Consider the following 21,694-nt stretch of genomic DNA (forward strand, 5'->3'; position numbering starts at 1 on the left):
GAATAGGTTCATGCAAGGTTCTTTGATGATGGACATCGCCGGCACCTGGCTGACTGTCGAGGATCGCCAGATGCTGCGCCAGCCCGAGGTGGGGGGGCTGATCATTTTTGCCCGCAACATCGAATCGCCGCGTCAGGTGCGCGAGTTGTGCCAGAGCATCCGCGCCGTGCGCCCGGATCTGCTGTTGGCGGTGGATCAGGAAGGTGGTCGCGTGCAGCGGCTGCGTCAGGGTTTTCTGCGCTTGCCGGCGATGCGTGCGATTGCCGATAACCACAACGCCGAAGAGCTGGCTGAACATTGCGGCTGGCTGATGGCGACCGAGGTGCTGGCCATCGGGCTGGATCTGAGCTTCGCCCCGGTGCTGGATCTCGACCATCAGCGCAGTGCGGTGGTGGGCAGTCGCGCGTTCGAGGGTGACCCGCAGCGCGCCACCACGCTGGCTGCCGCCTTCATTCGCGGCATGCACCAGGCTGGCATGGCTGCCACCGGCAAGCACTTCCCCGGGCATGGCTGGGCCGAGGCCGATTCACACGTCGCCATCCCGCTCGACGAGCGCAGCCTCGACGAGATCCGGGCCTGCGACATGCAGCCGTTCAGGCGCCTGGCGAGCGAGCTCGATGCGGTGATGCCGGCACATGTCATCTATCCGCAGGTCGATGAGCAGCCTGCGGGCTTCTCCCGTCGCTGGCTGCAGGACATCCTGCGCGGCGAGCTGGGCTTCGACGGGGTGATTTTCAGCGATGACCTGTCCATGGCTGGTGCGCACGTGGCCGGCGATGCCGGCAAGCGTATCGAGGCGGCGCTCGCAGCCGGCTGTGACATGGGGCTGGTGTGCAACGACCGTGGCTCGGCCGAATTGGCCCTGAGCGCACTGCAGCGCCTGCAGGTCAGGCCAGCCGAGCGCCTGCAGCGCATGCGTGGGCGTGGTCATGCCTGCACTGATTACCGCCAGGCACCACGCTGGTCGGCGGCTGTGGCGGCGCTCAGAACTGCGCAGCTGATCGACTGAGAGGCAGGGCAGCCAGGCAAGGCTGCCCTGCGGCCCGCTCAAAGCGGGCTGATGCGCACCAGTGCGCCCAGGCTGCCATGATCCAGATAGGTCAGGCTGTTGTCCTTCAGGCGCTGGGCGATTTTCATGTGCTCGCTGCTTTCCAGCAGGCCGTCGGCGCTGAAGCGGTTGATCCACAGTTCCAGATCCAGATCGGCGAAGCGATCCTGGGTGAAGGCGAGGGTGCCTTCGACCGGGTAGTGGCCGAGGTGCGCTTCGCCACTGCTGACCGCGACGCGGCTTGGCGTGCCGCTCAGCGTCTGGCTCCAGGCCTTGTGCAGCAGAACCTGATAGCCGTTGCCCGGATTTAGTTTGGTGGCTTCATTGTCGAGGCTGGTGGGGCGCTCGTTGCCGGCGATCGGCACTGCTGTGCCTGCCCAGTCGTCCGGAGCGGTCTTCGGCGCGATGACCGGGTCACCCGCCTGGCGGAATACCAGCAGTTCGACCTGGTACAGGCGTTCGGCGAAGGCGCTCGGTGCCAGCAGGCACAGCAGCAGGGCGATCAGGTGCAGTGGGCGCATCATGTGAGAGTCCTTCAGGTGGTGGGCGCGAGGCGCTCGAACAGGGCTTCCAGGGTATTGAAACGCTCTTCCGCGCGTTCCATCGGCACCTGGATCTTGAAGACGGTGGCGCCTTCGAACTTGTAGCGTTTCGGTTGAGCCTGGATCAGCTTGATCAGGGTCAGCGGGTCGACGCTGGTTTCTGCGGCGAACTCGATACGGCCGCCCTGCGGGCCTGCGTCGACCTTGGTGATGCCCAGCTTATCGGCCTGCAGCTTGAGCAGGGTCAGGCGCATCAGGTGCTTGGTCGGTTCCGGCAACAGGCCGAAGCGGTCGATCATCTCGACCTGCAGCTCCTTCAGGCCGTCCTCGTCGGTGGCCGAGGCGATACGTTTGTAGAGGATCAGGCGCGCATGCACATCGGGCAGGTAGTCCTCAGGGATCAGCGCCGGCACGCGCAGGTTGATTTCCGGGCCGCCACCCAGCGGCTGATCGAGATTGGGCTGTTCGCCTTTCTGGATGGCCTTGACCGCGCGCTCGAGCATTTCCATGTAGAGAGTGAAGCCGACCGCCTGAATCTGCCCGCTCTGACCATCGCCGAGCAGCTCGCCGGCGCCGCGGATTTCCAGATCGTGCGTCGCCAGGATAAAGCCGGCGCCCAGGTCCTGAGCGCCGGCAATGGCCTCCAGGCGCTTCTGTGCATCGTCGGTCATGCTCTTGCGCGGCGGCGTGAGCAGGTAGGCGTAGGCCTGGTGGTGGCTGCGGCCGACACGGCCGCGCAGCTGGTGCAGCTGAGCCAGGCCGAACTTGTCGGCGCGTTCGATGATGATGGTGTTGGCGCTGGGTACATCGATACCTGTTTCGATGATGGTCGAGGCCACCAGCACGTTGAAGCGCTTGTGGTAGAAGTCGCTCATCACCTGTTCCAGCTCGCGCTCGCGCATCTGCCCGTGGCCGATGCCGATACGTGCCTCGGGCACCAGTTCGGCCAGATCGGCGGCACATTTCTCGATGGTCTTCACATCGTTGTGCAGGTAGTACACCTGGCCGCCGCGCAGCAATTCGCGCAGCAGCGCTTCCTTGATGGTCGGCTTGTTTTCTTCCATGACGAAGGTGCGTACCGACAGGCGCCGCGCCGGTGGCGTGGCGATGATCGACAGGTCGCGCATGCCGGCCACGGCCATGTTCAGGGTGCGCGGGATCGGTGTGGCAGTCAGGGTGAGGATATCCACCTCGCTGCGCAGCGCCTTGAGCTGCTCCTTCTGACGCACGCCGAAGCGGTGTTCCTCGTCGATGATCACCAGGCCCAGGTTGTGGAATTTCACATCGTCCTGCAGCAGCTTGTGGGTACCGATGACGATATCCACCTTGCCTTCGGCCAGCTGTTGCACGGCGCCTTCGACTTCCTTGGCGCTCTTGAAGCGGCTCATCACCTCGACCTTCACCGGCCAGTCGGCGAAACGGTCGCGGAAGCTGTTGTAGTGCTGCTGGGCGAGCAGCGTGGTGGGTACCAGCACGGCCACCTGCTTGCCGCTGTGCACGGCGATGAACGCGGCGCGCATGGCCACCTCGGTCTTGCCGAAGCCGACGTCGCCGCAGACCAGGCGATCCATCGGCTTGCCGGCCAGCATGTCGGCGCGCACGGCGTCGATGGCGGTCTGCTGATCCGGGGTTTCCTCGAAGGGGAAGCCGGCGCTGAAGGTGGCGTAGTCCAGGGCCGGGTCCTGGAAGGCGAAGCCTTCGCGAGCGGCGCGGCGGGCATAGATGTCGAGCAGCTCGGCGGCGACGTCGCGTACCTGTTCGGCGGCCTTGCGTTTGGCTTTCTGCCAGACCTCCGAGCCGAGGCGGTGCAGCGGCGCCAGAGCGTCATCGCTGCCGCTGTAGCGGGCGATCAGGTGCAGGCTGGCCACTGGCACGTAAAGCTTGGCGTCGTCGGCGTACTGCAGGGCGAGAAATTCGGCGGCCTGGCCGTCGAACTCCATGGTCACCAGGCCCAGGTAGCGGCCGACACCATGATCGATATGCACCACCGGCGCGCCTTCGCGCAGTTCGGTGAGGTTCTTGATCACGTTGTCGCCGCCGTCGCGGCCTTTCTCGCGACGACGGCGCTGCATCACGCGCTGGCCGAACAGCGGGTTTTCCGGGACCAGCGCCAGATCGTCGAGCAGCAGGCCTTCGTCCAGGGGCGCGATGCAGATGTTCAGACGTTCGCCGCTTTCGGCGAATGCCGGCCAGCCGTCGACTTCCCTGGGCTTGAGCTTGAGGCGAGCGAGCAGTTCCAGCAGCACTTCGCGGCGCCCGGCCGACTCGGCGCAGAACAGCACGCGGCCCTGATATTCCTCGATGAAGCGGCGCAGTGCGGCCAGCGGCTCGCCGGCCTTGGACTGAATCGCCAGATCGGGCAGGGCGCGCGCCTGGAAGCGGGTCTGGCCGACACCGGGCTCGATATCCTCATGGTTGACCACGACTCGCGGCCAGTTCTTCAGGCGGGCAAAGCATTCGTCTACCGGCAGGAAAATGTCGGCGGGCGGCAGTAGCGGGCGCTCGGGATCGACGCGGCGGTCCTCGTAGCGGTTGCGCGCATCCAGCCAGAACTGCTCGGCGGCCTTTTCGATACCCGGCAGTGAGAACACCTGGGTGTCGCCCGGCAGGTAGTCGAACAGCGTGCCGGTTTCCTCGAAGAACAGCGGCAGGTAGTACTCGATACCGGCTGGTGTAATGCCCGAGGACAGGTCCTGATAAATGGGGCAGCGGCGAAAATCCACGTCGAAGCGTTCGCGAAAGCGCCCGCGAAAATCGCTGACCGCCTTCTTCTCCAGCGGGAATTCACGTGCCGGCAGCAGGCGGATCGACTCGACCTTGTCTACCGAGCGCTGGTTTTCCGGATCGAAGGTGCGCAGGGTTTCGATTTCGTCGTCGAACAGATCGATGCGGTAGGGCACCTCACTGCCCATCGGGAACAGGTCGATCAGCGCGCCGCGTACGGCGAACTCGCCATGTTCGTACACCGTATCGACGCAGCGGTAGCCGGCGGCCTCCAGGCGCGTGCGCATCTGTTCCACATCCAGCTTCTGGCCGACATCCAGCACCAGGCTGCTACCCAGCAGGAAGCGCTTGGGCGCCAAGCGGTGTAGGGCGGTGGCAATCGGCACTACGAGGATGCCGCGGCTCAGCTGAGGTAGCCGATACAGCGCAGCGATACGCTGGGAAATGATGTCCTGGTGTGGCGAGAAGACGTCGTAGGGGAGGGTTTCCCAGTCGGGAAAGTGCAGCACCGGAAGGTCCGGAGCGAAGAAGGCCAGTTCTTCCTGCAGGCGCTCGGCGCTCTGGCTGCCCTCGGTCAGTACCAGAGTGAAACGCCCGGCGTTACTGGCCGCTTCGGCTATCGCCAGGGAAAGGGCGGCGCCAGGCAGGTTGCCCCATTGCTGTTTGCCGGCATTGGCTGGCAGAGACGGAAGACGCAGTACGGACACGGGCGGCTCACGATCATTACGAAGGGCCGGGAATTGTAGCGGGGCTTGGTGGTCAATGTCAGTCACGACAGGCGCGCATTGCTCCCGCTCGCGAGCGCCGTCATAATGTAGCCCCTTTTTTCAGCCCCTACATGTGGAAGGTACTGCCCGTGACTCAGAAGCCCGACCAGTGTCTCGGTGAATGGATCGATCGTGAAGCCCTCGCGGAAGCGATGATTCCGCTGATTGGTCAGCTCTATCGCAACAACAATGTGGTGACCTCGATCTACGGCCGTGGCCTGATCAACCGTTCGGTCATCGACATCCTCAAGGCTCACCGTTTCGCCCGTCACCGCCTGGCTGACGAAGCCGAGCTGTCGGTACACGACACCTTCCCCATGCTCAAGGCCATGAGCGAGCTCAAGCTGGGCGCCGCCTCCGTTGACCTGGGCAAGCTGGTTGCCAAGTTCAAGGCCGAAGGTGCTGGCCGTGGCGTCGAGCAGTTCGTCAAGGACGAGCTGGCCGATGTGGTCGGCAAGCAGAACGGTTCGGCTCGTGAAGGCACTGACGTTGTCCTCTACGGCTTCGGTCGTATCGGTCGCCTGCTGGCGCGCATCCTCATCGAGAAGACCGGTGGCGGTGACGGCCTGCGCCTGCGCGCCATCGTCGTGCGCAAGGGTGCCAGCAACGATCTGGTCAAGCGTGCCAGCCTGCTGCGTCGTGACTCGGTACACGGCAAGTTCAACGGCACCATCACCATCGATGAAGAGAACAACACCCTGACGGCCAACGGCAACCTGATCCAGGTGATCTACGCCAAAGACCCGAAGGAAGTCGACTACACCCAGTACGGCATCAAGAATGCGCTGCTGGTGGACAACACCGGTGTATGGCGTGACGCCGAGGGTCTGGGTCAGCACCTGACTTGCCCAGGCGTCGATCGTGTGGTCCTCACTGCACCTGGCAAGGGCGCGCTGAAGAACATCGTGCACGGTATCAACCACGGCGAGATCACCGCCGAGGACAAGATCATCTCCGCCGCTTCCTGCACCACCAATGCCATCGTGCCGGTGCTCAAGGCGGTCAATGATCAGTACGGCATCGTCAATGGTCACGTCGAGACCGTTCACTCCTACACCAACGACCAGAACCTGATCGACAACTTCCACAAAGGCAGTCGCCGTGGTCGCAGTGCCGCGCTGAACATGGTCATCACCGAAACCGGCGCGGCTACCGCTGCTGCCAAGGCGCTGCCTGTGCTCAAGGGCAAGCTGACCGGTAATGCCATTCGTGTGCCGACGCCGAACGTGTCCATGGCCATCCTCAATCTGAATCTGGAGAAGGCCACCACCCGCGAAGAGATCAACGAGTACCTGCGTCAGATGGCCATGCACTCGGATCTGCAGAAGCAGATCGATTTCGTCAGTTCGCAGGAAGTGGTCTCGACCGACTTCGTCGGTTCGCGCCACGCCGGTGTGGTCGATGCCGAAGCCACCATCGCCAACGATAACCGCGTTGTGCTGTATGTCTGGTACGACAACGAGTTCGGTTACAGCTGCCAGGTTGTGCGCGTGATGGAAGACATGGCCGGGGTCAACCCGCCGGCTTTCCCGCGTTGATAGCTGAATAGCGTGAAGAAAACGGGAGCCTCGGCTCCCGTTTTTTTATGCGCAAGATTTGCTTTGGCTGGGGCGGTCGGTTGACCTGAATCAGCATCGAGATTGTTGCGCCCTGTTACCGAAAAGCCAAAAAAAGCAAGCGCTTGGGTGGTCAGTGCGGGGGGGCGTCTTTATAATTGAGCAGATTTTTTACCCAGGTTTGGCGCCTTCCTCCACGCCCATATCGTATCGGTGTGGTTGGGTCTATTAGACTTTTGGTTGCGCCGCCTGTCCTATAAAAAGCTTTCTAAATCAGTGGTTAGGCAAACCTATGATCAAACTAAAGCATGGGCTCGATTTGCCCATAACGGGTGCGCCGACACAGCGTATCGAGGCCGCCAGGCCCGTGCGCAGTGTCGCCGTCATCGGCTTCGACTATCACGGGATGAAGCCGACGATGGAAGTGCAGGTCGGTGATCGGGTCAAGCTCGGTCAATTGCTGTTTACCGACAAGAAGACACCCGGCGTGCGCTACACCGCCCCCGCTGCCGGCGTGATCAGCGCCATTCACCGTGGCGAGAAGCGTGTTCTGCAATCCGTGGTCATCGATATCGATGGCGACGAGCAGGAGACCTTCGCTCAATACGCCGCCGATCAGCTCGAAGCGCTGAGTGACGAGCAGGTTCGCGAAAACCTGCAGCAGTCCGGTCTTTGGACCGCACTGCGTACGCGTCCGTTCAGCAAAGTGCCGGCGCTCGACGCCGTGCCCAGCTCGATCTTCGTCACTGCCATCGATACGCACCCGCTTGCCGCTGATCCTGCTGTGATCATCGGTGAATATGCCGCTGATTTCGAAAATGGCCTGAAGGTTCTCGGTAACCTGGGCAAGGTGTTCCTGTGCAAGTCCGACGGCGCCAGCCTGCCTGGCGAGAAGCTGGCCAAGGTGCAGAGCGAAGCTTTCGCCGGCCCGCACCCGGCCGGTCTGCCGGGCACTCACATTCACTTCCTCGACCCGGTCAGCACCAGCAAAAGTGTGTGGCAGATCGGTTATCAGGACGTGATCGCGGTGGGCAAACTGTTCACCACGGGTCAGTTGTTCGTCGAGCGCGTGGTTGCTCTCGGCGGCCCGGTTGTCGAGCAACCCCGTCTGCTGCGCACCCGTCTGGGCGCCAACCTGGAAGAGCTCACCGCCGGTGAACTCAAGCCCAGCTTCAATCGGGTGGTTTCCGGCTCGGTGTTCGGCGGTCGTACCGCGCAGGGCGCTTTTGCTTTCCTGGGTCGTTACCACAATCAGGTGTCCTGCCTGAGCGAGGGCAACGAGCGCGAAATGATGCATTACCTGCGTGCCGGGGTTAACAAGCACTCGGTACTGAACATCTTCGTTTCCAAGCTGGCCGGCTCCAAGCTGTTCAACTTCACCACCACTACCAATGGCAGCCCGCGTGCGATGGTGCCGGTGGGCAACTACGAAGCGGTGATGCCGCTGGACATCCTGCCGACTCAACTGCTGCGCTACCTGATCGTCGGTGACACCGAGATGGCTCAGAAACTGGGTTGCCTGGAACTCGACGAAGAAGACCTGGCGCTGTGCACCTACGTGTGCGCCGGCAAGTATGAATATGGCCCGATCCTGCGGGACAACCTCACCCGCATCGAGAAGGAGGGTTAATCCGTGGGCATTCGTGCATTCCTCGACAAGATCGAGCACAACTTCGAGAAGGGCGGCAAGTACGAGAAGTGGTACGCCCTCTACGAAGCCATCGACACCTTCTTCTATCGTCCTGGCAGTGTGACCAAGACCACCGCTCACGTACGCGACGGCATCGACCTCAAGCGCATGATGATCACCGTGTGGTTGTGCACCTTCCCGGCCATGTTCTTCGGTATGTGGAACACCGGCTACCAGGCCAACCTGATTTTCGCCCAGAGCCCTGATCTGCTGGCGGTCCAGGATGGCTGGCGCTTCGCGCTGATCGGCTCGCTGGCCGGTTTCGATCCGAACAGCCTGTGGGACAACTTCATCCAGGGCGCGGCCTACTTCCTGCCTGTCTACGCGGTGACCTTCATCGTCGGCGGCTTCTGGGAAGTGCTGTTCGCTTCGATCCGCAAGCATGAAGTCAACGAAGGCTTTTTCGTCACCTCCGTGCTGTTCGCCCTGATTCTGCCGCCGAGCATTCCGCTGTGGCAGGTCGCACTGGGTATCAGCTTCGGCGTGGTGATCGGCAAGGAAGTGTTCGGTGGTACCGGCAAGAACTTCCTCAACCCGGCCCTGACCGGCCGTGCCTTCCTGTTCTTCGCCTATCCGGCGCAGATGTCGGGCGATGCGGTCTGGACTGCGGTCGATGGCTTCGCTGGCGCTACCTCGCTGAGCCTCGCGGCTTCCGGCGGCATCGAGAACGTGATCAACAACGGCATCACCTGGATGGACGCTTTCATCGGCACCATTCATGGCTCGCTCGGCGAAACCAGCACCCTGGCCATCGCTATTGGCGGCCTGGTCCTGCTGATCACCAGGATCGCCTCCTGGCGCATCGTCGCCGGCGTGATGCTGGGCATGATCGGTCTCTCCCTGCTGCTCAACGCCATCGGTTCGAGCTCCAACCCGATGTTCGCCATGCCCTGGTACTGGCATCTGGTGGTGGGCGGCTTTGCCTTCGGCATGTTCTTCATGGCCACCGACCCGGTGTCGGCCTCCATGACCAACACCGGCAAGTGGATCTTCGGCGCCCTTATCGGGGTGATGGTGGTGCTGATCCGTGTGGTCAACCCGGCCTTCCCCGAGGGCATGATGCTGGCGATCCTGTTCGCCAACCTGTTTGCACCGCTGATCGACCACTTCGTCGTTCAGGCCAATATCAAGCGGAGGCTGGCACGCAATGTCTAGTCAAAAAGAATCCACCGTCCGCACGCTGACGGTGGCTGTGCTGGTGTGCCTGGTGTGCTCGGTGTTCGTCGCCGGAGCTGCCATCGCACTGAAGCCGACCCAGGTTGAAAACCGTCTGCTGGACAAGCAGCGCAGCATCCTGGCCATTGCCGGCCTGGGCGAGCCGGGTATGTCATCGGCCCAGGTCAAGCAGGTGTTCGACGGCACCATCACCGCCAAACTGGTTGATCTGGAAACCGGGAAGTTCTCCGACGAGTTCGACCCGATTACCTTCGATCCGCTCAAGGCTTCCAAGGACCCTCAATTGTCTACGGCGCTGAGCAGCAGCGAGGACATCGCGGGCATCAAGCGCCAGGAGCGTTACACCACCGTTTATATGGTGGAAAAGGATGGCCAGGTGCAGACCCTGATCCTGCCGGTGCGTGGTTACGGCCTGTGGTCGACGCTGCACGGTTTCATTGCCGTCGAGGGCGACCTCAATACGGTGGTCGGCATGGGTTTCTACCAGCACGGCGAAACACCGGGTCTTGGTGGCGAAGTGGACAATCCGAAGTGGAAAGGCCAGTGGCCGGGCAAGACCCTGTATGACGAAGATGGCAACCTTGCCGTTCAGGTCGTCAAGGGTGGCGTCGACCCGCAGAGCCCGCGAGCGAACCATCAGGTCGATGCACTCGCTGGTGCCACGCTTACCAGCAACGGGGTGGATCATCTGTTGAAGTTCTGGCTCGGCCAGAACGGCTTCGGTCCGTTTATCGCTAACCTGCGCGCAGGGGAGGCTTGATCATGTCGCAGCCGACTATTAAAGAAGTCCTGCTCAACCCGATCTTCAACAACAACCCCATCGGCCTGCAGATCCTGGGGATCTGCTCGGCCCTGGCGGTTACGTCCAATCTGCAGACTGCGCTGGTGATGTCGGCCGCGCTGACGTTGGTGACCGGTTTCTCCAACCTGTTCATCTCCATGATCCGCAGTCAGATCCCGGGTTCGATCCGTATGATCGTGCAGATGGTGATCATCGCCTCGTTGGTGATCGTGGTCGATCAGGTGCTCAAGGCTTATGCCTTCAGTCTGTCCAAGCAGCTGTCGGTATTCGTTGGTCTGATCATCACCAACTGCATCGTGATGGGACGCGCCGAAGCCTTCGCCATGCAGAACCCGCCGGTGTTGTCGTTCTTCGACGGTATCGGTAACGGTCTGGGCTACAGCGCCATGCTGATCGCACTGGGTGTGATCCGTGAGCTGTTCGGCGCCGGCAAGCTGATGGGCTACGAGATCTTCTCGGTGGTTAACGATGGTGGCTGGTACCAGCCCAACGGCATGCTGCTGTTGCCGCCTTCGGCCTTCTTCCTGATCGGTCTGTTCATCTGGGGTATCCGTAGCTGGAAGAAAGACCAGATCGAGAAGAACGCATACAAGATGGCGCCTCAGGTATCCAGCAAGGAGGCCTATTAATGGAACATTACATCAGCCTGTTCGTCCGTGCGGTGTTCGTCGAGAACATGGCGCTGGCGTTCTTCCTCGGCATGTGCACCTTCATCGCCATCTCCAAGAAGGTGGAAACCGCCATCGGTCTTGGCGTCGCGGTGATCGTGGTGTTGGGTATCACCATGCCGGTGAACAACCTGATCTACGCCAACATCCTCAAGGATGGCGCCCTGGCCTGGGCCGGCCTGCCTGAAGTGGACCTGTCGTTCCTTGGCCTGCTGACCTTCATCGGCGTGATCGCGGCGCTGGTACAGATCCTCGAGATGACCCTGGATAAGTACGTACCTTCGCTGTACAACGCCCTCGGTGTGTTCCTGCCGCTGATCACCGTGAACTGCGCCATCATGGGTGGCTCGCTGTTCATGGTCGAGCGTGACTACAACCTGGCCGAAAGCACCGTCTACGGTGTCGGTGCGGGTGTGTCCTGGGCGCTGGCCATCGCCGCGCTGGCGGGTATTCGCGAGAAGCTCAAGTACAGCGACGTACCGGCTGGCCTGCAGGGTCTGGGCATCACCTTCATCACCATCGGTCTGATGTCGCTGGGCTTCATGTCCTTCTCCGGCGTGCAGCTGTAAGGAAAGGATGAACAGATGAATTACGAAATCTTCCTCGCCATCGGCATGTTCACCGCCATCGTTCTCGCGCTGGTGCTGATCATCCTCGCTGCGCGCGCCAAGCTGGTGTCCAGCGGTGACGTGAGCATCGAGATCAACGGCGAAAAAACCATCGTGGTACCGGCTGGCGGCAAGCTGTTGCAGACCCTGGCCGACAACAACATCTTCCTGTCCTCTGCCTGCGGTGGCGGCGGTACCTGCGCCCAGTGCAAGTGCATCGTCGAAAGCGGCGGCGGCGAGATGCTGTCCACCGAAGAATCGCACTTCACCAAGCGCGAGGCTCGCGAGGGCTGGCGCCTGTCCTGCCAGACTCCGGTCAAGCAGGACATGAAGATCGAAGTCCCGGAAGAGGTCTTCGGCGTCAAGAAGTGGGAATGCACCGTGCAGTCCAACCCCAACGTCGCCACCTTCATCAAGGAGCTGACGCTGAAGCTGCCGGAAGGCGAGAACGTCGACTTCCGTGCCGGTGGTTACGTGCAGCTGGAGTGCCCGCCGCACACAGTGCACTACAAGGACTTCGACATTCAGGAGGAGTATCGCGGCGACTGGGACAAGTTCAACCAGTGGAAGTACGTGTCCAAGGTCGACGAAACCGTGATCCGTGCCTATTCCATGGCCAACTACCCGGAAGAGCGCGGTCTGGTGAAGTTCAACATCCGTATCGCCTCGCCGCCCCCCGGCAAGGACGATCTGCCGCCGGGCAAGATGTCGTCCTACGTGTTCAGCCTCAAGCCGGGCGACAAGATCACCGTGTACGGACCCTTCGGTGAGTTCTTCGCCAAGGACACCGACGCCGAGATGGTCTTCATCGGTGGTGGTGCCGGTATGGCGCCGATGCGTTCGCATATCTTCGACCAGCTCAAGCGCCTGAAATCCAAGCGCAAGATCAGCTTCTGGTACGGTGCGCGCTCGATGCGTGAGTCGTTCTACAACGAAGAGTACGATCAGCTGGCTGCGGAAAACCCGAACTTCGAATGGCACCTGGCGCTGTCCGATCCGCAACCGGAAGACAACTGGACCGGCCTCAAGGGCTTCATCCACAACGTGCTGTACGAGAACTACCTGAAGGACCACCCGGCTCCGGAAGATTGCGAGTTCTACATGTGCGGCCCACCCATGATGAACGCCGCCGTGATCAAGATGCTGACCGATCTGGGTGTCGAGCCGGAGAACATCCTCCTCGACGACTTCGGCGGTTAACGCATGAGGTCTGCTGTACTCCAGCCCGTTATCGCTGTCGCCCTGGCGGCAGCCCTAACGGGCTGCTTGCATTCTGAACGGATCGAAGAGTTCGGTGGCCCGACCATGGGCAGCACCTATTCGATCAAATACGTCCGCAGTGAAGGTGTCGCGCCGCAAGCCGAACTCAAGGCCGCGACCGAGGCGATCCTTGCCGAGATCGATCTGCAGATGTCCACCTATCGCGATGATTCGCTGATCGAGCAATTCAATCGTGCGCCGGCCGGTACCTGTCAGGCTATGCCTGAGGGCGTGCTGGACCTAGTGCGAGCCGGTGATCGCCTGCATGAGGAAAGCCAGGGCTATTTCGACCTGACGCTGGAGCCTCTGCTCGACCTCTGGGGCTTCGGGCCCAAAGCGCAGGGCGAGGCGGTGCCAAGCGACGAAACGCTTGCCGAAGTGCGCCAGCGTGTCGGTCAGCAGCACCTGAGGATCGATGGCGAGCAGCTGTGCAAGGATGTCGACGTCGAAGTCGATTTCAACAGCATCGCGGCCGGTTACGCTGTCGACAAGATCGTTGCGCGTCTGGGCGAGCTGGGTGTCACCAGTTACCTGGTGGAGGCCACCGGCGAGCTCAAGGCGGCCGGCTTCAAGCCCGATGGCAGCCACTGGCGTATCGGCCTGGAAGCGCCGCGTGATGATCAGCGCATCGCACAGCGTATTCTGCAGCTCGATGGTTACGGTATCTCCACCTCGGGTGACTACCGCAACTACTTCGAGGAGAACGGCCAGCGCTACTCGCACACGCTCGATCCGCTGACGGGGAAGCCGGTCAACCACAAGCTGGCAGCTGTCACGGTGGCAGATCCATCGACCTTGCGCGCTGATGGCTTGTCTACCCTTTTGATGGTGCTTGGGCCGGAAGCCGGCATGGCCTTCGCCGAGCGCAACGATATCGCGGCGTTTTTCGTGACGCGTGAAGGCGAGGGCTTCGTCACACAGGGCACGGCCGCATTCGAGCAGCTATTCGCTGCAGGAGATGAGCAATGACTTTTTTGGTTGTATTTCTGGCCATGGTTCTGGTCGTCGGCATGATGGCCGTCGGCGTGATCATGGGGCGCAAACCCATCGCCGGTTCCTGCGGCGGTATCGCCAACCTGGGCATTGAGAAGGAATGCTCGATCTGTGGCGGTAGCCGTGAGAAGTGCGAAGAGGTCAATCGCGACAAGAGCGAGGCGCCCAACACCGACCTGGCCTACGACGCGAGCAAGCGCTAAGCCAGGCGGCATGCTATGAAAGCCGGCAGCGCTATCCGCTGCCGGCCCTGCCGAGGGTGCGCCACAAGCGCTCCGGCCTGATCTGAAGGAGTAAACATGGCGGTCTACAACTACGATGTGGTGGTGCTGGGTTCCGGCCCAGCGGGCGAGGGCGCGGCGATGAACGCGGCCAAGGCCGGGCGAAAGGTGGCCGTGGTGGACAACCGTCCGCTGGTCGGTGGCAACTGCACCCACCTGGGCACCATTCCCTCCAAGGCGCTGCGCCACTCGGTGCGGCAGATCATGCAGTTCAACACCAACCCGATGTTCCGCCAGATCGGCGAGCCGCGCTGGTTCTCGTTCCCCGACGTGCTGAAAAGCGCGGAGAAGGTGATCGCCAAGCAGGTCACCTCGCGTACCGGCTATTACGCGCGCAACCGCATCGACACCTATTTCGGTACCGCCAGCTTCGCCGACGAGCAGACGGTGGAAGTGGTCTGCCTCAATGGCATGGTGGAAAAACTGGTGGCCAAGCAGGTCGTCGTCGCCACGGGGTCGCGCCCCTACCGCCCGGCCGATGTGGATTTCACTCATCCGCGCATCTATGACAGCGACACCATTCTCAGTCTGGGTCATACGCCGCGCCGCCTGATCATCTACGGAGCCGGGGTCATCGGCTGTGAGTACGCTTCGATCTTCAGTGGCCTGGGTGTGCTGGTGGATCTGATCGACAACCGCGATCAGCTGCTCAGCTTCCTCGACGCGGAAATCTCCGATGCGCTTTCCTACCACCTGCGCAACAACAACGTGCTGATTCGTCACAACGAAGAGTACGAGCGCATCGAAGGCGTGGAAAACGGCGTGGTTCTGCACCTGAAATCGGGCAAGAAGATCAAGGCCGACGCCCTGCTGTGGTGTAACGGCCGTACCGGCAACACCGATCAGCTGGGCCTGGAGAACATTGGCATCGCGGTCAACAGTCGTGGTCAGATTCAGGTCGATGAGTACTACCGGACCGAGGTGAGCAACATCTACGCCGCCGGCGATGTGATCGGTTGGCCGAGCCTGGCCAGTGCTGCTTCCGACCAGGGGCGATCCGCTGCCGGCAGCATTGTCGACAACGGCAGCTGGCGGTTCGTCGATGATGTGCCGACCGGCATCTATACCATTCCGGAGATCAGCTCGATCGGCAAGACCGAGCGTGAGCTGACTCAGGCCAAGGTGCCTTACGAAGTCGGCAGGGCCTTCTTCAAGGGCATGGCCCGTGCGCAGATCTCGGTCGAACCGGTGGGCATGCTGAAGATCCTGTTCCACCGCGAAACCCTGGAAGTACTGGGTGTGCACTGCTTCGGCTATCAGGCCTCGGAGATCGTCCACATCGGCCAGGCGATCATGAACCAGAAGGGCGAAGCCAACAGCATCAAGTACTTCATCAATACCACCTTCAACTACCCGACCATGGCCGAGGCCTATCGGGTTGCCGCGTTCGACGGCCTCAACCGGCTTTTTTGAGCGGCTCCGGCCGGCGGCCTGAGCCGGTCGGGGAGGCGGGCTGGGAGCAGGCTTGCGAGTGGCGCTGGCCGAATCGGGAAAGCTTCTAGCGTCTCAGGCAGCAGCAAGCGATAAAACCGGCCTAGTGCCGGTTTTGTCGTTGTTGGGCGTTGTGTTCGTAGCCTGGATGCAATCCGGGTGCAGGAGCGAAGACAAATCCGGATTGCATCCGCGCTACACGGCTTCGAGTAGGAGCGAATTTATTCGCGATGCTGGTGCGCTCGGTGTTGGCTGCGTATCGCGGATAAATCCGCTCCTACAAAGGCTAATCGCCTCAGCCCGTAGGGTGTGCCGTGCGAACCGCCAGTTCGTAGCCCGGATGCAATCTGGGGAGGCTCTCTCTGCATCCCTCGAATTGCATCCGGACGACCCGCGAGCTGCTCTGGCTTGCTCCCCTCTCCCGCTTGCGGGAGAGGGGGAGAGGGCGATGAGTCTCAGCCGCGCAGTGTCTGTACGGCCAGGCCGGGAAAGTCGGTGATGATGCTGTCGGCGCCAAAGTCGGCCAGGCGGCGCATGAGCGCGGCCTCGTTCACTGTCCACACCGACACGTGCAGCCCCTGTTTCTGCGCCTTGAGCAGGCGCTCAGGGGTGCACAGCGTCCAGTTCAGCGCCAGCAGGTGGCACTGGTGATGCGCGGCTACCTTCAGCGGGTCGAGCCAGGCGTACTCGGCGACCAGGCCCAGTTGCAGCTGTGGAGTCAGCTCGCGGGCGGCCTTGAGCACCTCGCGTGAGCTGGAAGTGATGGTGATCTGTTCGCGCAGGCCGAAGCGCTCGGCGAGTTCAGCGATGGCCAGTACGGTACGCGCGGCGCGCACCTTCGAGGCGCTTTTCACTTCCAGCTGCCAATGCTCGAACCGGCATTGCTCGAACAGGTCCTGCAGGCGCGGAATGGGGCAGGGGTGCACCCAGCCCGGGCCGCCCTTGCGCGCGTCGTACCTGATCAGCTCGGCGGCGTCGTGCTCGACCACCTTGCCGCGCATGCCGGTGGTGCGTTTCAGGGTCGGATCGTGAATCACCATCAGTTCGCCGTCGCGTGACAGGTGAAGATCCAGTTCGCAACGATTGACGCCATGCTCCAGGCAGCGCTGGAAGCTGGCGAGGGTGTTTTCCGGGGCTTCGCCCTTGGCGCCACGATGGCCGTAGATGAGGGTCACTGTTGCTCCTTGACGGTGTCGGAATGGCGCGGCCGGTGATGACGCACGCTGTTGATCACGTGATCGTATTCGAAGTAGACGCTGAACTCGCGGTAGTCCCAGCGGGTGATCGGTGGCTGGCCGACGGGTTTGTGCTCCTCATCGGCCAGACCGAAACGCTCAAGCACCGAGCGTTTGGACTCGCCTTTGTGCGGCAGGTTGCGCGCGTCGATATCGGCGCCCTGGCTGCCTAGCGGGATGGTCAGGGTGTCGGCGAACGAGAAAAGCGGGGCGAGCAGGGCGAGTAGCAGAGCGAAGCGGTACATGGCGGTTCCTTGGCGGCGTTCATTCGCGGGCCTGGCGACGTTCCAGGGCCTGTCTCTGCAGGATATGCCGAGCCAGCAGCTGGCGCTGTGCGTCGGTCAACGCTTCGAACTCTGTACCGATTTCGTACTGGCCGTCGCTGCGTGCGCTGCAGTGCACCACTTGAGCGCGCAGCATCAGACCGAGTGCCTGTGGCATCAATACCATCTTGATCGCCAGGTGGCTGCCCGGTGCCACGGCCTGAGCATGGCTGAAGCTGATACCGCCTTCCGATAGCGATACCTGGCGTGGGGCGCCGATTTCGCGCAGCAGGCTCTGCGCCACTGCCTGGCCGAGCAGGTCGATGCGCTTGTTGATCACTTTCAGGTAGTTGGCCAGGGTGCGGTCGCGTTCGCTGATGTGGCGCAGCAAATGCTGCGACTCGAAGTCCATCAGGTGCAGATCGCTGAGCAGATTGAACAGCGGCGACGGGTCGTGAAGCACGTCGCTGGCCTGGGCTTCGGCCCCCGACAGCAGGCTGAATTCCAGTGCGATCGTATCCTCGATACGGTAGTATTCGCGGCGATCATCTACATCGTTAGTCGACATGGCGAACCCATGAAAGCAGTGGTGGTCGAAGAGCCTGTTGAAGGCCTCGCGAACGGGATGCGTGCCAGGCAGGCATCGCCGGGCAAGCGCCGGTTACGAATGGTAAACGAGCATTTCTCGCTTCGCTCGCCCCTTCGGGGTCACACTGAAGTGTGGTTGGCCATGAGTGGCTTTCCAAGTGTTTTTAACGCAGCAGGTCCGTTACGCAGCCCACCTCTAGTCGCTTCTGAGTGTAAGGCCGCTGACCGGGCCCCGCCACATGGACGTTTTTCTTTCCCCCGAATCTCTCCGACATGTTCAGACCTCTGTTCGTATTCATCGGCACGCGCTACACGCGGGCCAAGCGCCGCAACCACTTCGTCTCCTTCATTTCCCTGACGTCCATGCTCGGCCTCACCCTGGGGGTGATGGTGATGATCCTGGTGCTGTCGGTCATGAACGGTTTCGACCACGAGATGCGCACCCGTGTGCTGGGGATGATTCCCCACGCCACGGTCGAGTCGCCGACCCCGGTAAGTGACTGGCCTGCGCTGGCGCGTCAGGTCGAGCGCCACCCGCGTGTCGAGGCGCTGGCCCCCTTCACCCAGATGCAGGGCTTGCTGACGCATGACGGCAAGGTGCAGAAGGTACTGATCAACGCCATCGATCCCGAGCAGGAGCGCAAGGTCTCGATCATCGATGATTTCTTCCAGCAGGGCAGTCTCGACAGTCTGCAGCCAGGCGATTTCGCCATGGTCATCGGCGACAAGGCCGCCGCCAAGCTGGGCCTGAAACTCGGTGACAAGGTCACCTTCGTCGCCCCCGAAGTCACCGTGACCCCGGCCGGCATGTTCCCGCGCCTGAAGCGTTTTACCGTCACCGGTATCTTTCATGTCGGTGCCGGCGAGATCGATGGTGCCCTGGCGCTGGCCAACATCAGTGACCTGGCGCGCCTACAGCGCTGGCAGCCGGATCAGGTCCAGGGCCTGCGTCTGAAGTTCGATGACCTGTTCCAGGCGCCACGTAGCGCCTGGGAGATCGCCCAGACCCTCGACGGTGATTTCTACGCCCGCGACTGGACCCGCACTCACGGCAACCTGTACCAGGCCATCCGCATGGAGAAGACCATGATCGGCCTGCTGCTGCTGCTGATCGTCGCGGTGGCCGCCTTCAATATCATCTCCACCCTGGTGATGGTGGTGACCGACAAGAAAGGCGACATCGCTATCCTGCGCACCCTTGGCGCCACGCCGCGGCAGATCATGGCCATCTTCATGGTGCAGGGCACGGTGATCGGTGTGGTCGGTACCTTCATCGGTGCCGTGTTGGGGATTCTCGCGGCGCTCAACGTCAGCAGCCTGATCGCCGGCATCGAGCGCCTGCTGGGCATCAAGTTTCTCAATGCCGATGTCTACTTCATCGATTACCTGCCTTCGCAACTGCAGAGCGCCGACGTGGTGATGGTCTGTACCGCGGCGCTGCTGCTGAGCTTCTTCGCCACCCTGTATCCGGCCTGGCGCGCCGCGCGCACCCAACCCGCCGAGGCCCTGCGCTATGAGTGAGTCCATGAACCAGAACGCCATGAAACAGCACAATGCCGTGCTCAGCTGCCGCAACCTGAGCAAGCGTTACGACGAAGGCCCCGAGTCGGTAGTCGTGCTCGACGGGCTCGAACTGGAACTCTTCCCTGGCGAGCGCGTGGCCATCGTCGGCAGCTCCGGCTCCGGCAAGAGCACCTTGCTGAACATGCTCGGTGGCCTGGATACGCCCAGCGAGGGCAGTGTCTGGCTGGCCGGCGAGCAACTGTCGGCACTGAGCGAGACCGCCCGTGGGTTGCTGCGCAATCGGGCGCTGGGTTTCGTCTATCAGTTCCATCATCTGCTGGCCGAGTTCACCTCGCTGGAGAACGCCTGCATGCCGCTGCTGATCGGCAAGACCTCGATCGCCGAAGCGCGCCAGCGCGCGACGGCATTGCTGGAGCGCGTGGGGCTTGGTCATCGCCTCAACCACAAACCGGCCGAGCTGTCCGGTGGCGAGCGCCAGCGTGTGGCCATCGCCCGTGCCCTGGTCAATCGCCCTGGGCTGGTGCTGCTCGACGAGCCGACCGGCAACCTCGATCAGCACACCGCCGAAGGCATTCAGGAGCTGATGCGCGAGCTCAGCCGCGACTCCAATACCGCGTTCCTGGTGGTGACCCACGACATGCAGCTGGCGCGGCAGATGGATCGCGTGCTGAGCCTGCAGGACGGCAAGCTGGTGGCCCTCTGATGTTTCGTCCGCTGAGTATCTTCATCGGCGCTCGCTATACGCGGGCCAAGCGCCGCAATCATTTCATCTCCTTCATTTCGCTGACCTCGATGATCGGCCTGGCGCTAGGCGTACTGGCGATGATCGTGGTGTTGTCGGTAATGAACGGCTTCCAGAAGGAAATGAGCTCGCGGATTCTCGGTATGGTGCCGCATGCCATGGTCTATGGTGCCGATCCGGTTGCCGACTGGCGCGCCCTGGCCGGCAAGGCCATGGCCAATCCGCAGGTGCAGGCTGCCGCGCCTTATGCCGAGCTGGAGGGCATGCTTTCGCATCGCGGACTGATGCAGCCGATCCAGATCCACGGCATCGATCCGGCGGAGGAGGGCAAGGTGTCGATCCTGCCTGAACACATTCGTCAGGGCAGCCTGAACAATCTGCTACCCGGTGAGTTCGGTGTGGTGATCGGTGATATCACTGCACGGCGCTTCGGCCTGCAGGTCGGCGACAAGCTGACGCTGATCATTCCGGAGCTGAGTAACGCTCCCGGTGGTGTCACGCCGCGCATGCAGCGTCTGAACGTGGCGGCGGTGTTCAAGGTCGGCGCCGAGCTGGACAGCTCGCTGGCGCTGATCAACGTTGCCGATGCCGCAGCCATGCAGCGCCTGCCGGAGGGCACGGTGCCGGGCATCCGCCTGGCGCTGAAGGATCTCTACCAGGCGCCGCAGGTGTCCAAGGCGCTGCTCGCCGAGCTGGGTGCTGATTACCGCGCCGATGACTGGACCCACACCCAGGGCAGCCTGTTCAGCGCGATGAAGATGGAGAAGACCATGATCGGCCTGCTGCTGCTGCTGATCGTTGCGGTCGCTGCCTTCAATATCATCGCCACCCTGATCATGGTGGTCGCCGATAAGGGCGGTGATATCGCCATCCTGCGCACCCTGGGCGCCACACCGCGGCAGATCATGGCGATCTTCATGGTGCAGGGCTCGGTGATCGGTCTGGTCGGCACTCTGATCGGCACGGTGCTTGGCGTGCTGGCGGCGCTGAATGTCAGTGCCCTGGTGGCCTGGCTGGAATCTTTCGCCGGGCAGCAGGTGCTGAGCTCCGACGTCTACTTCATCAGCAGCCTGCCATCGGACCTGCAATGGCTGGACGTGGCGCTGATCTGCTCGGCGGCGTTGATCCTGAGTTTCCTCGCCACGCTCTACCCGTCCTGGCGAGCGGCACAGGTGCAGCCGGCCGAAGCGCTACGCTACGAATAAAAGCGGCGGCAGGCCTCAGGCTGCAGGTGAAAGCGGCCTGTAGCCTGCAGCTTGTGGCCTATTGCCGCTTTTGTCTGCTCTCTTGGCGCTTGCGCCAACTGCGCTGGACCCACCAGCGCCAGTAGAGCATGGTCAGCACATAAGCCAGCGCGGCCAGGATCAGGCCGCAGACGAAGGAGCCGAGGTAAAGCGGCTTCCACAGGATGGCGACCTCGGCCGTGATCCATTCCAGGCTCAGGGTCTGCGGCATGCGCACTGGAGGTGTCTGCATGATCCATGCGCCGAGTTTGTAGGTGCAGTAGAAGATTGGCGGCATGGTGATGGGATTGGTCAGCCACACCAGGCCGATGGAAATCGGCAGATTGGCGCGCAGCGGAATGGCCACGGCGGCGGCGGCGAGCATCTGCATCGGCATGGGGATCATGGCCCAGAACAGACCAATGGCCATGCCGCGTGCTACGGAGTGACGGTTCAGGTGCCAGAGATTGGGGTCATGAATCAGCTTGCCGAGAAAGCGCAGGGACTTGTTACCCTTGATGCTGTCGGGTGTGGGCATGTAGCGCTTGAATAAACGACGCGGCATGAAGAGTC

Annotated in this window: 20 protein-coding genes; 14 read left to right on the forward strand and 6 right to left on the reverse strand. The window is 62.2% G+C overall.

Annotated elements, in window-relative coordinates:
* The first annotated feature begins 10 nt into the window (after window positions 1-10).
* On the forward strand, window positions 11-1,009 hold the full coding sequence (gene nagZ / locus GYB81_RS04100) for a beta-N-acetylhexosaminidase (protein ID WP_161866477.1): 999 nt from the start codon (window positions 11-13) through the stop codon (window positions 1,007-1,009).
* A 38-nt stretch (window positions 1,010-1,047) separates the two neighbouring features.
* On the opposite strand, the gene GYB81_RS04105 is transcribed toward nagZ, so the two are convergent.
* Both GYB81_RS04105 and mfd read right to left on the reverse strand, forming a co-directional pair.
* Entirely contained in the window at window positions 1,048-1,572 is a 525-nt protein-coding gene (locus GYB81_RS04105) for a CsiV family protein (RefSeq protein WP_161866476.1), read from the reverse strand.
* An 11-nt stretch (window positions 1,573-1,583) separates the two neighbouring features.
* Entirely contained in the window at window positions 1,584-5,021 is a 3,438-nt protein-coding gene (mfd, locus tag GYB81_RS04110) for a transcription-repair coupling factor (RefSeq protein ID WP_161866475.1), read from the reverse strand.
* Window positions 5,022-5,152: 131 nt separating this feature from the next.
* On the opposite strand from mfd, the gene GYB81_RS04115 reads away from it, so the two are divergent.
* From GYB81_RS04115 to sthA, 10 genes are all read left to right on the forward strand, one after another.
* Window positions 5,153-6,619, forward strand: coding sequence for a glyceraldehyde-3-phosphate dehydrogenase (locus GYB81_RS04115; protein WP_161866474.1), 1,467 nt, complete (start codon window positions 5,153-5,155; stop codon window positions 6,617-6,619).
* 310 nt (window positions 6,620-6,929) lie between these two features.
* Window positions 6,930-8,267 (forward strand): Na(+)-translocating NADH-quinone reductase subunit A, encoded by a 1,338-nt coding sequence (locus tag GYB81_RS04120; protein ID WP_161866473.1) that lies wholly within the window; start codon window positions 6,930-6,932, stop codon window positions 8,265-8,267.
* A gap of 3 nt (window positions 8,268-8,270) precedes the next feature.
* A complete protein-coding gene (locus GYB81_RS04125) occupies window positions 8,271-9,482 on the forward strand; it encodes an NADH:ubiquinone reductase (Na(+)-transporting) subunit B (RefSeq protein ID WP_161866472.1) in 1,212 nt (403 codons plus the stop codon).
* Window positions 9,475-10,263, forward strand: coding sequence for a Na(+)-translocating NADH-quinone reductase subunit C (locus GYB81_RS04130; protein WP_161866471.1), 789 nt, complete (start codon window positions 9,475-9,477; stop codon window positions 10,261-10,263). The genes GYB81_RS04125 and GYB81_RS04130 overlap by 8 nt, the downstream gene beginning before the upstream one ends.
* Window positions 10,260-10,934, forward strand: coding sequence for an NADH:ubiquinone reductase (Na(+)-transporting) subunit D (locus GYB81_RS04135; RefSeq protein WP_178101849.1), 675 nt, complete (start codon window positions 10,260-10,262; stop codon window positions 10,932-10,934). The genes GYB81_RS04130 and GYB81_RS04135 overlap by 4 nt, the downstream gene beginning before the upstream one ends.
* Window positions 10,934-11,542: an NADH:ubiquinone reductase (Na(+)-transporting) subunit E gene (gene nqrE, locus GYB81_RS04140; protein WP_161866469.1), complete on the forward strand. Its 609-nt coding sequence runs from the start codon at window positions 10,934-10,936 to the stop codon at window positions 11,540-11,542. Before GYB81_RS04135 ends, nqrE begins: the two co-directional genes overlap by 1 nt.
* A 15-nt stretch (window positions 11,543-11,557) precedes the next feature.
* Complete coding sequence (nqrF, locus tag GYB81_RS04145; protein WP_161866468.1) at window positions 11,558-12,781, forward strand: NADH:ubiquinone reductase (Na(+)-transporting) subunit F; 1,224 nt, start codon at window positions 11,558-11,560, stop codon at window positions 12,779-12,781.
* Window positions 12,782-12,784: 3 nt separating this feature from the next.
* Window positions 12,785-13,810: an FAD:protein FMN transferase gene (locus GYB81_RS04150; protein ID WP_438810696.1), complete on the forward strand. Its 1,026-nt coding sequence runs from the start codon at window positions 12,785-12,787 to the stop codon at window positions 13,808-13,810.
* A complete protein-coding gene (nqrM, locus tag GYB81_RS04155; protein WP_161866466.1) occupies window positions 13,807-14,037 on the forward strand; it encodes a (Na+)-NQR maturation NqrM in 231 nt (76 codons plus the stop codon). Before GYB81_RS04150 ends, nqrM begins: the two co-directional genes overlap by 4 nt.
* Window positions 14,038-14,133: 96 nt before the next feature.
* Window positions 14,134-15,528 carry a Si-specific NAD(P)(+) transhydrogenase gene (gene sthA / locus GYB81_RS04160; RefSeq protein WP_161866465.1) on the forward strand — a complete coding sequence of 465 codons (1,395 nt, stop codon included), beginning with the start codon at window positions 14,134-14,136 and terminating at the stop codon, window positions 15,526-15,528.
* Between the two features lie 473 nt (window positions 15,529-16,001).
* Here the strand turns inward: sthA and GYB81_RS04165 are convergent, their stop codons facing one another.
* From GYB81_RS04165 to GYB81_RS04175, 3 genes are read right to left on the reverse strand one after another with little or no spacing between them, the layout of a single operon-like run.
* On the reverse strand, window positions 16,002-16,721 hold the full coding sequence (locus GYB81_RS04165; RefSeq protein ID WP_161866464.1) for a glycerophosphodiester phosphodiesterase: 720 nt from the start codon (window positions 16,719-16,721) through the stop codon (window positions 16,002-16,004).
* The gene (locus GYB81_RS04170; protein WP_161866463.1) at window positions 16,718-17,026 is read right to left on the reverse strand and encodes a phosphodiesterase; all 309 of its coding nucleotides are present in this window, start codon (window positions 17,024-17,026) and stop codon (window positions 16,718-16,720) included. Before GYB81_RS04170 ends, GYB81_RS04165 begins: the two co-directional genes overlap by 4 nt.
* 19 nt (window positions 17,027-17,045) lie before the next feature.
* Window positions 17,046-17,612: a PilZ domain-containing protein gene (locus GYB81_RS04175; RefSeq protein WP_161866462.1), complete on the reverse strand. Its 567-nt coding sequence runs from the start codon at window positions 17,610-17,612 to the stop codon at window positions 17,046-17,048.
* Window positions 17,613-17,905: 293 nt separating this feature from the next.
* Between GYB81_RS04175 and GYB81_RS04180 the strand changes: the two genes are divergently transcribed.
* From GYB81_RS04180 to GYB81_RS04190, 3 genes are read left to right on the forward strand one after another with little or no spacing between them, the layout of a single operon-like run.
* Complete coding sequence (locus GYB81_RS04180; RefSeq protein ID WP_024307561.1) at window positions 17,906-19,153, forward strand: lipoprotein-releasing ABC transporter permease subunit; 1,248 nt, start codon at window positions 17,906-17,908, stop codon at window positions 19,151-19,153.
* Window positions 19,154-19,172: 19 nt separating this feature from the next.
* Window positions 19,173-19,859 (forward strand): lipoprotein-releasing ABC transporter ATP-binding protein LolD, encoded by a 687-nt coding sequence (gene lolD / locus GYB81_RS04185; protein WP_178101854.1) that lies wholly within the window; start codon window positions 19,173-19,175, stop codon window positions 19,857-19,859.
* Entirely contained in the window at window positions 19,859-21,103 is a 1,245-nt protein-coding gene (locus tag GYB81_RS04190; protein ID WP_161866460.1) for a lipoprotein-releasing ABC transporter permease subunit, read from the forward strand. Before lolD ends, GYB81_RS04190 begins: the two co-directional genes overlap by 1 nt.
* Window positions 21,104-21,161: 58 nt before the next feature.
* Here the strand turns inward: GYB81_RS04190 and GYB81_RS04195 are convergent, their stop codons facing one another.
* Window positions 21,162-21,686: a DUF2062 domain-containing protein gene (locus tag GYB81_RS04195; RefSeq protein WP_161866459.1), complete on the reverse strand. Its 525-nt coding sequence runs from the start codon at window positions 21,684-21,686 to the stop codon at window positions 21,162-21,164.
* Window positions 21,687-21,694 lie beyond the last annotated feature (8 nt).

The organism is Pseudomonas yangonensis, from assembly GCF_009932725.1.
GTDB lineage: Bacteria > Pseudomonadota > Gammaproteobacteria > Pseudomonadales > Pseudomonadaceae > Aquipseudomonas > Aquipseudomonas yangonensis.